This is a genomic window from Flaviflexus sp. (assembly GCF_052087705.1).
Lineage (GTDB): Bacteria > Actinomycetota > Actinomycetes > Actinomycetales > Actinomycetaceae > Flaviflexus > Flaviflexus ciconiae.
This window is the reverse complement of record NZ_JBQCYC010000027.1, coordinates 1-12,681: the sequence shown is the minus strand read 5'-3', so window position 1 is coordinate 12,681 and position 12,681 is coordinate 1. Positions and strand designations below refer to the sequence as shown.

General features: G+C 57.7%; 16 protein-coding genes. 11 read left to right on the top strand and 5 right to left on the bottom strand.

Annotation, left to right across the window (positions count from 1 at the left end; genetic code table 11):
• Positions 1 to 324: 324 nt before the first annotated feature.
• From ACTHUY_RS10865 to focA, 5 genes are all read left to right on the top strand, one after another.
• Entirely contained in the window at positions 325 to 597 is a 273-nt protein-coding gene (locus ACTHUY_RS10865; protein WP_441655491.1) for a DUF2798 domain-containing protein, read from the top strand.
• Between the two features lie 254 nt (positions 598 to 851).
• Positions 852 to 1,613, top strand: a complete 762-nt coding sequence (locus ACTHUY_RS10860; protein ID WP_441678803.1) for a class I SAM-dependent methyltransferase — start codon at positions 852 to 854, stop codon at positions 1,611 to 1,613.
• A gap of 76 nt (positions 1,614 to 1,689) precedes the next feature.
• Entirely contained in the window at positions 1,690 to 2,127 is a 438-nt protein-coding gene (locus ACTHUY_RS10855) for a VOC family protein (protein ID WP_441655489.1), read from the top strand.
• Positions 2,128 to 2,302: 175 nt separating this feature from the next.
• Positions 2,303 to 2,743, top strand: coding sequence for an RpiB/LacA/LacB family sugar-phosphate isomerase (locus ACTHUY_RS10850; protein WP_441655488.1), 441 nt, complete (start codon positions 2,303 to 2,305; stop codon positions 2,741 to 2,743).
• A 47-nt stretch (positions 2,744 to 2,790) separates the two neighbouring features.
• The gene (gene focA / locus ACTHUY_RS10845; protein ID WP_441678801.1) at positions 2,791 to 3,687 is read left to right on the top strand and encodes a formate transporter FocA; all 897 of its coding nucleotides are present in this window, start codon (positions 2,791 to 2,793) and stop codon (positions 3,685 to 3,687) included.
• 199 nt (positions 3,688 to 3,886) lie between these two features.
• Here the strand turns inward: focA and ACTHUY_RS10840 are convergent, their stop codons facing one another.
• The gene (locus ACTHUY_RS10840; RefSeq protein WP_441678799.1) at positions 3,887 to 5,296 is read right to left on the bottom strand and encodes a Na+/H+ antiporter family protein; all 1,410 of its coding nucleotides are present in this window, start codon (positions 5,294 to 5,296) and stop codon (positions 3,887 to 3,889) included.
• Positions 5,297 to 5,664: 368 nt separating this feature from the next.
• On the opposite strand from ACTHUY_RS10840, the gene ACTHUY_RS10835 reads away from it, so the two are divergent.
• Positions 5,665 to 5,982 carry a hypothetical protein gene (locus ACTHUY_RS10835; protein ID WP_441678797.1) on the top strand — a complete coding sequence of 106 codons (318 nt, stop codon included), beginning with the start codon at positions 5,665 to 5,667 and terminating at the stop codon, positions 5,980 to 5,982.
• A 4-nt stretch (positions 5,983 to 5,986) separates the two neighbouring features.
• Positions 5,987 to 6,550: a GNAT family N-acetyltransferase gene (locus tag ACTHUY_RS10830; protein WP_206501704.1), complete on the top strand. Its 564-nt coding sequence runs from the start codon at positions 5,987 to 5,989 to the stop codon at positions 6,548 to 6,550.
• 70 nt (positions 6,551 to 6,620) lie between these two features.
• Here ACTHUY_RS10830 and ACTHUY_RS10825 read toward each other — a convergent pair whose 3' ends face one another.
• On the bottom strand, positions 6,621 to 7,310 hold the full coding sequence (locus ACTHUY_RS10825; protein WP_441678794.1) for a TetR/AcrR family transcriptional regulator: 690 nt from the start codon (positions 7,308 to 7,310) through the stop codon (positions 6,621 to 6,623).
• An 82-nt stretch (positions 7,311 to 7,392) separates the two neighbouring features.
• Between ACTHUY_RS10825 and ACTHUY_RS10820 the strand changes: the two genes are divergently transcribed.
• Positions 7,393 to 8,025 (top strand): hypothetical protein, encoded by a 633-nt coding sequence (locus tag ACTHUY_RS10820; RefSeq protein WP_441678792.1) that lies wholly within the window; start codon positions 7,393 to 7,395, stop codon positions 8,023 to 8,025.
• Positions 8,026 to 8,182: 157 nt separating this feature from the next.
• On the opposite strand, the gene ACTHUY_RS10815 is transcribed toward ACTHUY_RS10820, so the two are convergent.
• Both ACTHUY_RS10815 and ACTHUY_RS10810 read right to left on the bottom strand, forming a co-directional pair.
• Complete coding sequence (locus tag ACTHUY_RS10815; RefSeq protein WP_441655483.1) at positions 8,183 to 8,551, bottom strand: iron chaperone; 369 nt, start codon at positions 8,549 to 8,551, stop codon at positions 8,183 to 8,185.
• A 377-nt stretch (positions 8,552 to 8,928) separates the two neighbouring features.
• The gene (locus ACTHUY_RS10810) at positions 8,929 to 9,384 is read right to left on the bottom strand and encodes a hypothetical protein (RefSeq protein ID WP_441678790.1); all 456 of its coding nucleotides are present in this window, start codon (positions 9,382 to 9,384) and stop codon (positions 8,929 to 8,931) included.
• A 477-nt stretch (positions 9,385 to 9,861) separates the two neighbouring features.
• Here ACTHUY_RS10810 and ACTHUY_RS10805 point away from each other — a divergent pair, with 477 nt between their 5' ends.
• From ACTHUY_RS10805 to ACTHUY_RS10795, 3 genes are all read left to right on the top strand, one after another.
• Positions 9,862 to 10,398 carry a GNAT family N-acetyltransferase gene (locus tag ACTHUY_RS10805; protein ID WP_441678788.1) on the top strand — a complete coding sequence of 179 codons (537 nt, stop codon included), beginning with the start codon at positions 9,862 to 9,864 and terminating at the stop codon, positions 10,396 to 10,398.
• Between the two features lie 430 nt (positions 10,399 to 10,828).
• Positions 10,829 to 11,443: a maleylpyruvate isomerase family mycothiol-dependent enzyme gene (locus ACTHUY_RS10800; protein WP_441678786.1), complete on the top strand. Its 615-nt coding sequence runs from the start codon at positions 10,829 to 10,831 to the stop codon at positions 11,441 to 11,443.
• A gap of 173 nt (positions 11,444 to 11,616) precedes the next feature.
• Positions 11,617 to 12,222: an LptM family lipoprotein gene (locus ACTHUY_RS10795; protein WP_441655479.1), complete on the top strand. Its 606-nt coding sequence runs from the start codon at positions 11,617 to 11,619 to the stop codon at positions 12,220 to 12,222.
• A 126-nt stretch (positions 12,223 to 12,348) separates the two neighbouring features.
• Here ACTHUY_RS10795 and ACTHUY_RS10790 read toward each other — a convergent pair.
• The coding region (locus tag ACTHUY_RS10790) for an integrase core domain-containing protein (protein WP_441678784.1) at positions 12,349 to 12,681 on the bottom strand (333 nt) is incomplete at its 5' end.

Sequence of the window (12,681 nt, the reverse complement as noted above, 5' to 3'; positions counted from 1 at the left end):
ACACCGCGGCGGTGGCCGTGCTGAAGAAAGCTAAGCCCGACGATGCGTTGTTGGCGCCGGGCCTTTGCCTGGAACTGCTCTGTTGTTTGAGAGAGTAAGAGTTCCCCGGTCGCAAATGGACGTTATTGTTTTCACCTAGTTCGGCGATTTCAGAATCTCGTTGGTACTCTGATGCTTGCCTAAAAGATCAAGGCTGGTGTGGTTATTCCAGCCCTCCTAGTGAGATGAAGTCGCATCCGTGCGAACCCCTGGCGCTATACATCCACTTGTGGGCGGAAGCGCCATCTCGCCGTGGTGCTGCCGTCCGCCAGAAAGAGATCTATCTTGAGCAAGAAACAGCTTTTCATCACGCAGGTCATCATGACTCTCATTATGGCCTCGGTTATGTCGGGCCTCCTCAGCCTTATCTTCTCCGGCCCCTCCATGGAATGGCTGAAGGCCTGGCCCGGCCAGTTCATCATCGCTTGGCCCATCGCATTCTGCTTGACGATGGTGGCGTGGCCGGCCTCGATGGCACTCGGCAAGAAGGTTATGGGCCTTTCCAAGCCTCGCCCGGTTGCGACGCAGGAGGCTGAGCCGGCGACGGTTAATGCCTAGAAGCAGGCTTTAAGACAGCAGTGGGGGATGGTACTTACGCCATCCCCCACTTGTTGAATGCCTCGTTGTTGAGTGCCATCGACGTGCCCCCGTTGTTGAGCTCGACTGCCCCGAGCAATGATTGCCCGAGGCCTTTGTGTCTGCACCGAGCAATCATTGCGCGAGCACCGGAGCCTTGGACGCCCTTCTCTGGTGCAGTGTAAGAACTCTCTGGCGTAACGGTAGGATGAATTCTGGACCAGAACGGGGGAGTGATGGACTCGAAGCTGATTGATGAGCTGGCTGAACTGCACGACCAAGCAAGCATGGTTGGCTGGGATTTTTCTCGGCTTGACGGTCGAATGAAAGCAGACGAGCCCTGGTGGGACTTTGAAGAGGACTGTGCCGTAGCCGTCCAATCTGCCGCAAGCGTCCTTGATATGGGAACGGGCGGTGGCGAGCGCCTAACGCGCCTCCTTGACACGTTTGGGTGGCAGGGGAGTCCAGCTATTTTGGCTACAGAAGGCTGGGAACCAAATGTTCCGGTCGCGAAAGAAGTCCTGTTGCCGCGCGGTATCGAGGTTAGACAGTACGACCCGGACAACGACGATCCGATGCCATTCGAGAACGACCAGTTCGATCTCATCATGTCTAGGCACGAAGGAATGGATGCGAGCGAGATTGCGCGAATTCTTGCGCCCGGAGGTCGATACCTGACCCAGCAAGTGTCGGGGTTCGATGCGGAAGAACTCCACGAATGGTTCGGCGCCGAATATCTCTACCCCGAGGTCACTGCTAAGTCATACGTCGCTCAGCTGGAAACTGCCGGGCTTGTTGTCGATACCGTGGATGAATGGGCGGGAGCAATGACGTTTGCGGATGTGCAGGCACTCGTCACCTATACTGCTCTTGTGCCGTGGGATGTGCCGGGCTTTCGAGTTGCCGATCATCGTGAAGTTCTAACCAAACTTGCGAAGAACTCTCCGATCGAAGTGACTCAACGCCGATTTCGCGTCTATGCGGTGAAATCACAGTGATGGTCGGGTTCCGCGTTGCTCGGAGAATTTGGCCGAGGGTCTTGTAACCCATGTGATACCTACCTAGTGTGAACACATGAAGGTCACATTCGTTAATGTCAGCATAGCGGTGCGTGACATCGAAGCCGCAATCGCATTCTTTACCGATCTCGGGCTTCACGTCGTTGGGCGCGACACCGTCCAGGGTGAATGGTCTGAGACGGCCGTTGGCCTCGACGGCAATCGTGCCAAGATCGCCATGCTCGAGACGTCCGCTGGTGAGGGCCAGATCGAGCTTTTTGAGTACCTCTATCCAGAGGCAATCGAGATAGAACCGCTTGCGCCGAATACGGTTGGTATGCACAGAGTGGCCCTTGCCGTTGAGGATATTGATGTGGCCCTCGAGATCGCGGGAAAGCACGGTTGTCTCCCGCTGCGCGGTGTCGCGAACTACCAGGACGTGTACAAGCTGACCTATGTCCGTGGCCCCTCGGACATCATAGTCATGCTGGCGCAGGACCTTCGCTCGTCCTGATCCCTCGAAGGCCATTTGTGCCTATTCGTACAGCGATTCTGGTGCTTTAGTCCCAAACCTTGCCGTGTGTGCACCAGAGACTTGGTCTGTCCGTTGATTCCCTTTCGCCAACCCCTATTATTTCCGTATATTGCCGTTAATATTGCGTGTGAGCCTACTTAAGGAGCGGGTATACATGAGGATTGTGATCGGGGCGCCTAGTAATGGTGCGGCGCTGAAGGAAGAAGTCAGGCAGTATCTTGAGCGCGATAATCGCGTCAGCAACGTTGTGGACCTATCGACTCCGGACGTTACCTATCCTGATGTTTCGATCCGGGCGGCGCAGATGGTTGTTGACGGTGAAGCAGACCGCGCCATTCTTATCTGCGGCACCGGTGTTGGTACCGCTATCGCGGCAAGCAAGGTCAGGGGCGCACGCGCCGCGACAGCCCATGACCTCATTACTGCACGGGGTGCGGTGGAGAACTACGATGCTCAGATCCTGTGCATGGGGCAGAACATTATCGCTCCCATCTACGCCACCGCCCTCGTTGATGTGTGGCTTGATGCGAAGCATGATCCGGCAGGTTTCTATGGCCCGAAGGTCGCTGAGATTAGCGACTACGAGAATCGTTAGAGGCGACAAGACTGAGAGTTAGATAGCGACAAGACGAGGATTTATTTATGTCGAGCCAGAACGGGGTGCTTTCGCCGGCAGAAATGGCGAGGGCAGCTGAAGACGCAGCTTTCGGTAAGGCCACAAGCCACCAGCTGAAGTCTTTTCTTCTTGCACTGACCGCGGGCGGCTATATTGCCCTCGGCTTCGTTTTCTTTGTCACCAGCCAGGTTGGCGCGGCGGATATGCCATGGGGGGTCTCCAAGGTTCTTGGTGGCCTCGTGTTCTCCACGGGTCTCACCCTCGTTGTCTTGACGGGCGCCGAACTCTTTACTTCGTCTACTCTGACCTTGACTGCGCGTGCCAGTGGCCGGATTACGACATGGCAGTTGCTGAGGAACTGGGTGATTGTCTATCTCGGTAACTTCATCGGTGCCCTGACGATCGTTGCCCTGATTTTCTTCGCCAAGACCTGGGAGCAGGCCGATGGTGGGTGGGGAGCGGTCGTTCTTGATGTTTCGATGAAGAAGGTCAGCCACGGCTTCGGTGAGGCCTTCGCGCTCGGTATTCTCTGTAACCTCATGGTCTGCCTCGCAATCTGGGCTGCCTACGGCGGACGCAACACGATCGACAAGGTTGCGGCAGTCACGCTGCCGATCGCCCTCTTTGTGGCCTCCGGTTTTGAGCACTCGGTCGCCAACATGTTCATGATTCCCCTCGGCATCCTCATCGTTACCTTCGCAGGCGATGGGTTCTGGTCGGCGGCAGGGATCGACCCCGCGGCCTACGGTGACCTCACGTGGAGCAATTTCTTCGTTGACAACCTCCTGCCTGTCACGCTCGGCAACATTGTCGGTGGTGGCGTCATGATCGGCGTCCTCTACTGGACGATCTTCCACTTCCTCGACAAGCCCGGTAAGCCCATGCCAAACCCCAGCGTTGGTGGGCGCGAAGAAGATAAGTGAATGCTGTCGAAGGTGGTCGGTAGGCGAGCCTGAAGGGGCAGGCGGAAGGCCCGAAGCGGGCAAGAGGGCGAGTTCTGTCCAGTCGAGTCAGCAGCAGATTGGGGATGCCGCCCGGGGAGTGTCGTGCTCCGGGCGGCATCCTTCGTATGTAGCTCGTTACAGTTGTCTGTGCAGTATCGATTTTCTCGTGTTGCCAGGGTCAGAGCATGAGTGCGGTGACCCAGGCGAACAGCAGCATTCCAACGTTGCAGTGCAGGAAGGTTGGGATGACCGAGTCCTTGATGTGGTCGTGCCTGCCGTCCGCGTTCAGACCCGCGGTGACGCCGAGCGAGATCGTTGAGGCGGGTGATCCAGCATCACCCAGGACCGCGGATGCTCCCAGTAGTGCCATGGTGGCCAGCGGACTGAAGCCGAGCTCGAGAGCAAGCGGAATGTAGATCGGGGCGAGGATCGGAACGGACGCGAAAGAGTCGCCGAAACCGATCGTGATGAACAGGCCGATAAACAGCATGAGGAAAGCACCGAACGCCTTGTTGCCGCCAACGAAGTCCGCGGTGGCTGCGATCAGGGGTTCGATGTGGCCGGTCTGGGCAAGGAGCCCGGCGAAGCCCGAGGCAACGGTGATGATCACGGCAATCTGCGCCATCATCAGAAGGCCCTGAGTGAAAACATCATCCTGCGCATTCCACCTAAAGATCCCGCCAATGCTGAGCAGGATAAAGCCGACCATGGCGCCCATGAGTAGCGAGTCGAAGGCGATCTGGAAGTAGAGTGCGGCTGCCAGTGCCAGGATCGTCATGATCAGCGGGTAGGGGCGGAGCTTGATGCGTTCGGTCGCCGGGGCGGTTGCCAACGTCGAGGTGGAAAGAGGTGCCTCGTAGGTGCGGGGCTTGCGGTAGGTGACGAGCACGGCGAAAAGCATGCCGGCAAAGAGTCCCATGACGGGCCAGAACATGGCGCGAGGCGCCATGTCAGCCGTAGCCGTTAAGCCGTGGTCCGCACCGAAATCGTTGACGTTCGCCAGGAGAATCTCGTTGAGATAGATCGCTCCGAAGCCCGTTGGCAGGAGCAGATAGGCGGCACTCATCGAGCAGGCAAGGATGCAGGCGACGGCACGCCGGTCAATCTTTAGGCGGTTGAGGACAACCAGGAGCGGTGGGATAAGGATCGGGATAAAGGCGATGTGGACCGGAACGAGGTTCTGCGAAAGCAGGGAGGCCACGACAAAAAGTCCGTAGAGGGCCCACTTCACACCCTTGTTCGTTTCCTGCTCGTCGGTCCCAACCTTCGTTGTCACCCAGTGGGCAAAGAGTTCAATGAGGCCGCTTCGCGACAGTGCGACGGCCAGAGCGCCCACCATGACGTAGGTGAGGCCCACCTGTGCGCCGGACAGCAGGCTGTCATTGAAGGCGCCTAGCGCCCCCTCCATTCCCATGCCGGCTTGGAGGCCGCCAAGCAGCGCAGCCGCAAGGAGCGCAATCGTCACCGGAACCTTGATGAGGCATAGCGCGACCATGACAACGATTGCCAAGACGACCGCGTTGACCGGATTCCCGGTGAGCTCCAGCGCGCCATAGACAGCCGCAAGGCCAAGGACTGTGACAACCACATGTCGTGGAAAGACCTCTTTTAGTTCAATTCGGTCTGACGATTTATTGGCTGCTTCTTCAGTTGTCATGCTCGTTGCTAGCCCCCTTTCGCCCGTTATCGTAGCCCGCCTCATCTCCGACTATCGCTCGAGTTCACGTGCTGGATACGTGACGTCAGCGACTAGCCAAGCACCATTCGATACCAACTCGTTGGGTGAATATGTCCTGGATGAGACTGCTGGCCTACTCGTCGTGTCTGGTCGGAGGCTGAATGTTCTCGGTGCAGATTTGCCAGACTGTGGCGGAGGCCACCCGGCCTCGGTAGGGTCGAACAGAACGCAAAAGATCTTTGACTGGAATGCAAAGAAGACTCGGGAGGCTAAGGAAAATGGAACAGAGACCGGGACTGCGAGTTACCGACACGTGGGGCGCAGCAACAAACGACGACGTGACCATTGAACTGTTCGAAGCGCTCTATGAAGAACTCGGTGGCCCCGAACGGGACAATGATCTCATCACCCTCTCAGACGATGATGGGTGGAAACTTGAGTTCTCACGCGGGTCCGTCCGCTATGAGAACAGCGAAGCCGCCGGAGAAGTGGGCGCGCTCAATCTTGCGGACCGCGACGAGGCGCTCGCGGTAGCCGATGAGTTCATTCGCGGCGACCTCGAGGCACTGCTTGGCAGGTCCTGGGAGAAAAACTAGACCCGTGGCGTTCCAGACGCCAACGCTCGAGACCGAGCGGCTTACCCTGCGGCCCTTTGGGGCTGCCGATAAGGACGAGATCTACGCCCTTCAAAGCGATCCGTACGTACTCCGCTACTGGGACTCCTCGCCGTGGACTAGGCGGGAGCAGGCCGACCGCTTTATCGAGCGGTCGGCAACCATGGCGCGCGACGAAAAAGGTATTCGCCTGGCTGTTGATCGGAGATCCGATGGCGCGTTCGTTGGGTGGTGCGCTTTTAATGAATGGAACCCCGACTTTCGCAGTGGCGAGCTCGGCTACTGCTTTAAAAGGGAAGAGTGGGGCAAGGGCTACGCGACCGAAGCCGGGCGCGCCGTGCTTGAGTGGATGTTTGAGAACACGAACCTTAACCGGGTCCAATCGGCTGCCGACACTCGCAACCCAGCATCGGGCAAAGTGCTCCAAAAGCTCGGATTCATTCTTGAAGGGACAATGAGAGAAGACTGCATTGTTGACGGGGTCGTCTCCGACTCGTGGATCTTTGGGCTACTGCGCAAGGATTGGGAAAAGCTTCAGGCTTCGGCCTAGTAGGGAAGAGGGCTCTGGCACTTCTCAGCCCAAGCGGTACCGGCAAGCGCGGAAGTGGGGCGTTGAATCTCTACAGCTTCTCGAGGCGGTAGGTTAGACCGTCGAGGATGAGAGCGATCTTGTCCTTCCAATAGTCGCCGGGTACGCCGTCTTGGCCGAGGGCTTCCTCGAGAACCGTGATGTAGTCGGCAAGTTGCTCGTCGACGCCTCCTCCCATCGCCTCATGGAGGGAAGCGAGAGCGCCGGCTCGCATAGTCGGACCGTCGGGATTCGTCTTGGAATCGAGCTGTGAAATAAAGATGAAGGAGTCGATGACGGAATCCCCGATGCTGTCGACGGCGAGCGCGGCCTCGCCGAGAGGGATATCGAATAGTTCGACGAGAGTGGTAACGATCTGCGCGGAACGGGAAAGCAGTGCCGGTGGGGCAATGGGCATGCTGCGCAGGTGTTGCGCCAGGCCCGAGTTGTTGCAGTAAAGCTCCCACAGTCTGTCGGCAATTGCTTCCAGGAACGTGCGCCAGTCCGTCATGGCTTCCTGCGGCCACCTGGCCTGCCGAATAGCCCTATCGGCGGCCTCGCCCAGCATGTCATCCCGATTCTTAATGTGGCCGTAAAGCGTTGAGGGGTCAACTGTCAGGCGCTCTGCGACAGCAGCAATCGTTGCTCGGTCGATACCGATCTCGAGAACGGTATCGATGATGTTGTCTCGCGAAATCCGGGCAGGCCTGCCTACCTGCCGCGGCTGAGCGTCTCGCGCCATGATGCCCCTTTCCCTCGTTGCTCTTCACAACCTAGGATAGAGCACAGTTTCCCAATGAACATGGAAAATAGAGGGGGTTTGCATGGTCGAGGGTGTCCAGGCGTCCACAGAGGACATGGAATCGGCTGAATATCGGGCGGAAGAGAAGGTTGCGAGACCCTCTGTCCTTGCTCCGATCAGAGGCAAACTCACGGTCGCCAGCGTCATGGTGCTCCTGTCGTCGATCTGCTCCGTGCTGCCCTTTATTCTCATTGTTGAAGCCTCCCGCAGGCTCCTTGAGGGGAGCACTGAGGGGGTGTGGCCGCTTCTTATGTGGGCGTTGGCTGCTTACGCCGCGAGAGCGATCCTATACTCCGGTGCACTGTTCTGGACTCACTCGGTCGATGCCGACAATCAGCTCGGCATGAGGCGACTCATTTCCAACAAGCTTCGATCGGTTCCCTTGGGATGGTTCAACGAGCGACGGTCCGTAGATGTAAAAAAGCTCCTCCAGGATGATGTGGAAGCAATCCACTACCTGGTGGCTCATGCGCAGGTTGAGTTCGTTGCTGCAGTGTCCGTCCCCGCCAATGTCACCGCACATCCCGTGGACGCTCACGGTGCTGGCGACCTGGAAACAGTTAAGAGCCTTGGCGTCCGCCGCATCACCTTCGGCCCGCTCTGGCAGAAGTGGCTGACCGAAATCTCGGCACAGCAGCTTGCCTCCTGGCTCTAGCAGGCACCGATAAGCCGATGACTGTCGATACATTGCTGGGCTTTCAGATCGGAAATCTTTGAGCTGGAACCAGCACACTAAATGAGCAATGTGCCCCGATGGTATCCGAAGATCAGGTAGCGCCGGGGCCTTGCCTTGTTCACAAGGCTTGGACTTGTCACATCCAGGTGGCGCCTTCTTCGGAGTACTCGCTCACCCTCTCATTGACGAGAGCGTGGATAGCATCAGTGGGGACCGGGATGCTGTGCGGAATTTTGATAGAGCCCTTACCGGTCTCAAGATCGCCTAGCTTGTCGGCGACCGCCTCTTTAGCGCCGGGGGTGACCACAACGTTGGCGTGCTTCCTATGGCTGGAAAACATGACGAGGATCATTCCATCGGGATGGCAGAAAGCTGGGCTACCCCACTTGATCGCTTCGACACGGTCGGGAATGCGCTCGCGGATTGCCTCCCGGATCTCCTGGAGTCGAGGTTGGATTTCGTCGGGTGCAGCGGAAATGTATTCGTCGATTGTTGTCGGCTTCATCGTTCACCTACCGTTCGTGGGCGGGGACTTCAAGCGTACGTCGGGAAGACGGTCAAGGGGAGGGTGCGCAACCCACAACCCCGAGGACTCTCAGGCTTCGAGTGCGAGCGGAAGACTGTCGCCCGGTTCCGTCATTGAAAAGGATGAAGTCCACCTGCTGAAGGGAGGGGACCGTCCCGGTGCCGTTCAAAGGAAGATCTGGGTGCAGGGAGATGCACACCCAAATTGAATAACGGCCTCGGTCGAGCTGGCTTCGGTGCTTCTTAGTCGAAGTCGTAACTGTCTGGCAGATAAATGTCGTGATTCGAGGCGATGTAGGAACGGCGGGCGTGAGCGAATGACTGGAAGTACTCGGCGAGGGCGAGTTCCTCCTGCCACTATTCCTCTTCCATTTCTTCCTCGTCAGCATCCTCCCGGAGCTCGTCGGGGTTCGTCTCCCGATAACCCAGGAAGCCAAGTTCGGGCCACACCGGCTCATTGGCAATATCCGTACCGTCGCTGGTCACGGCTGCTCCAAGAGCCCCGAATATCTGCTCGGCGGTTGGCCGCCCGCTGATCAGGGTTTTGCCCGATGCATCGAGAAGCTCGATGACCGGAGAATCCTCAGCGGACGTGGGCACCTCGACGAAGCTCAACTCATCATGCTCGAACTCAAGGTGGACGTTGGCGAGCCAAAAATCGTTGATGTCACCATCGGCCTCAACGTCGAGCTGGGAAAGGATATCGGCGGCAGAGGTGCCGAAATCAAGAGCGACCGTCTTCTCGTCAAGCACGATGGTCACGCCCTCGTAGGTGCGGTAGATGACTTTGTTGGCGACCAGGTCGGCCATCATAGTTTTACTTATAACAAGACCCTACGATCCGGATCTGGTGAGGGTGTGATGATTGAGTGAACACCCGGAGATTGAAAGGTGAATTCCCCGGTAGAAAGCCACTTCTTGACCGGCATATCTTTTCTCATCTCACACCTGGCGTTAGGCGATCGAGAGAAGAAACATCGAGAGAATCAGCAGGGTAACTGAACAGAATAATCGGACCGTAGCCTGCGGGATACTCGAGGCTTCATGCGGCATAACAGTAACGGCGCCGAGGTCTTGATTGAGTGAGGGACCTTCACTCGAGAAAGCCGAAATGGATGGAAAGTCTGCCGGGGATGCTTCACATTCACAGGCCGGTGACACGGACGCAAGAGAAGCTCGCTGCTCAGATTGGCGGGGACGAAACGTTTGGCAATCATGCTGAAATTGCCAGGTGCAATGGCGGGGACGAGGTGCCTGGCTTACGATCAATTGGCGGATGAAAGGAAGCCCATGATCGATGCTGTTCTGCGAGGCTTGAGAAGCGATGATGCTGAGGATGTTCTTGCGGCCTTTCAATCGAATGATGACATGTCCCGGCAAGGCCGGGTCACGAACCTTGATGAAGCACAGGATTACGTGAAGCGGCTTATTTCCCAAGACTCCGTCCATGTCCCGTATGCGATCGACGATGGTGGCCGACTGGTGGGGCTTGTCTGCGTGAGTGTTGATCGAGAAGACCTCACCGGCTGGTTCTGGTACTGGATCCACGCGGACTACCGAGGCTCAGGTCTCGTCAAACGTGGTGCAACTGCGGTTGCAAACTGGGCTTTGAACGATGGTGGTTTGGAACGGCTCGAGCTCGGCCATCGCGTCAATAATCCAGCATCCGGAGCCGTTGCTCGGGCCGCAGGATTCATCAAGGAAGGAACTGAACGACAAAAGTTCCTCGTTGACGGCAACCGCATAGATGTCGACACGTACGGAAGGCTTCGCACGGATCCTGTCCCGCAGGGTCCGGTCCTTCCCATGGAGTCATGCCTTCATTGATAGGGGAATGATACGGGTGTGGGCCATTGAAGACCCGTTTTTTCTCTCTCGAGGTACGTGCGCATCCCGCCGATATCCGAGGGCACTTGGACCAACTGTGCCTTGTACATGGCTACTTGTGGAGCTTTCGCATCGCTATCTTCTTGAGCATGCCGTGGGGCTCGGAATTGAACCCGGTCGGAATTGACCCCGGCCGAGGCGCAGGTTGACAGCAGGAATCAATTTCCCGCAAGGCCGCACATGAAGCTGGAGGGCCACGCGAGAGGCTAGAGGACTGCACGAGACGACAGCTGGCCTCGTGCCTCACCGTGCCTGACATTTCTCGGGGTCTGTCGCGACAGCCTGGGTTCCTCTCTGGCCGGGACTCTTCTTCCCGCCCGGTTAGCTTTTCGTCCCCGTTCTGGGCAGGTAACCGCTTGATAATCGAAGCATGACGGCTCAGTTGCGGGACGAACGTAGGGATGTGGCCTGTGCGGTTCTTCGGCAGGTTGGGCCGAATGCTCCGACTTTGTGCGAAGGATGGAGTGCGTACGATCTTGCCGTGCACCTTTGGACGCTCAACCACTCGCTCATCCAAGCACCCGCTGACACGCTGGGGATGAAAAACACTGCCAGACGGTTGATGGAACGCACGAAGGAACAATGGCCTTACGAGGAACTCGACAGCCAACTTGAAAGCGGCCCCGCTTCGTTTCGGTGGATGCCATGTGATTTTCGGGAGGACTACCGCCACTCGCTTGGCGAGTGGTACATCCACGGTGAGGATGCGAGGCGAGCAAACGGAATACCCGTGGAGCAACTTGACGAGAAAACCCAGAGTGCACTGTGGGAGAGGCTTAAAGTCTCGGCCAAAGCAGTTAGGCGCAAGCAAGTTATTGCTTTCCGTACCCTGGATGGAGATTCCTCCTCGATCGGAAAGACTGCGTCAAGCGGCTCCAAGGGCCGCGGGGTTGTGGTGACAGGGCTACCGTCGGAACTGTTTCTGTGGGCTTACGGCAGAGAAGCCGTGGCGAATGTTGAGGTCGCGGGAGGCACGACCATCTGAGTGCAGAGTGAATCCGTGTGCGGGGAGGTCCGGGACTCAGCGGTTTATGTACGGGGGTGCCTGAGCTGGAACTGCGCTAGAGCGTGACTAGGTAGATAGGCCCATCATTTACATGGATGAGACCGGCACAATGAGAGCCAGGTCTCTCCCGTAGTTTTGAATGTGGTGCCGTCATGACACGTCTTTTCCGTCTGATCGTAGTTCTCCTATCAGTCGTTGCTCTTGCTGGTTGCGGAGGTAGCGGTGATGGTGATGAGGGATTCATCAAGGAATACGAAGACCTCAACGGGATGATGACGCAGAGCGGGACCGCTTTCTTGGAGGTAGAGATCCCTGATGATCATGTCTTCTCGCCGGCCTCGGAGGATGAGGCGCGGGGGCTACTGGATGATGGTCATGGGGTCATTTACTTCGGATTCCCGTCGTGTCCGTGGTGCCGGAATGCTGTTGGGCCGATGGATGAGGCGGCGAAGGAATCGGGGATCGAGGAGATCCACTACGTCAATGTCTCCCAGATTCGTGACGGTCAGGAAGGTGCCGACTACTACGCATTCCTCCTTGAAGAGCTAGGTGAGTTCGCTCCCGAGTATCCGACCGAGGAGGATCCCGGTGCTCGACGTATCCTGGTTCCCCTGGTGGCTGCAGTTGTTGATGGCGAGGTTGTTGGTAGCCACCTGGGGAGTGCCCCGTCGCAGACCGATCCATCGGTTGCGCTGAGTGATTCCCAGCGCGAAGAACTCATCGGGCTATACACCGACCTCTTCTCCGCGGTCCCGTAACGCCTGGGAGTGAGCGTGAAACCATCTTCTCTTGATTCTTGGCAGTGTCGGTCGATGTCGTAGCGAACCGGCCTAACTGAACCGGCCCATCGATCTGATGCGCCCTGGGTTTAGTGGAGACTCAGCTCATTTGATTTCTACCAGTTCTTTGGCGCTGGTAACCCCAGCATAGAACGATTCCTCGTACTCGAACGGTGGCACATCACCGAGGTAGCCGTGGAGCCGTTTCGTGTTGTGCCAGTGCACCCAGCCCAGGGTCGCGAGCTCGAGATCATCGACCGTTTTCCACGGCCCCGGTTTCGCGGGCCCGCGCACAAGCTCAGCCTTGTAATAGCCGTTCACCGTCTCAGCGAGGGCATTGACGCTCCTATATCTGTCAACTCGCTTTCTGCAGAGGGATGGCGGTAGCTGGCTGAGCTTTGACGAGGTGGTAGACCTCGCGGATGACGTAGCGTTTGA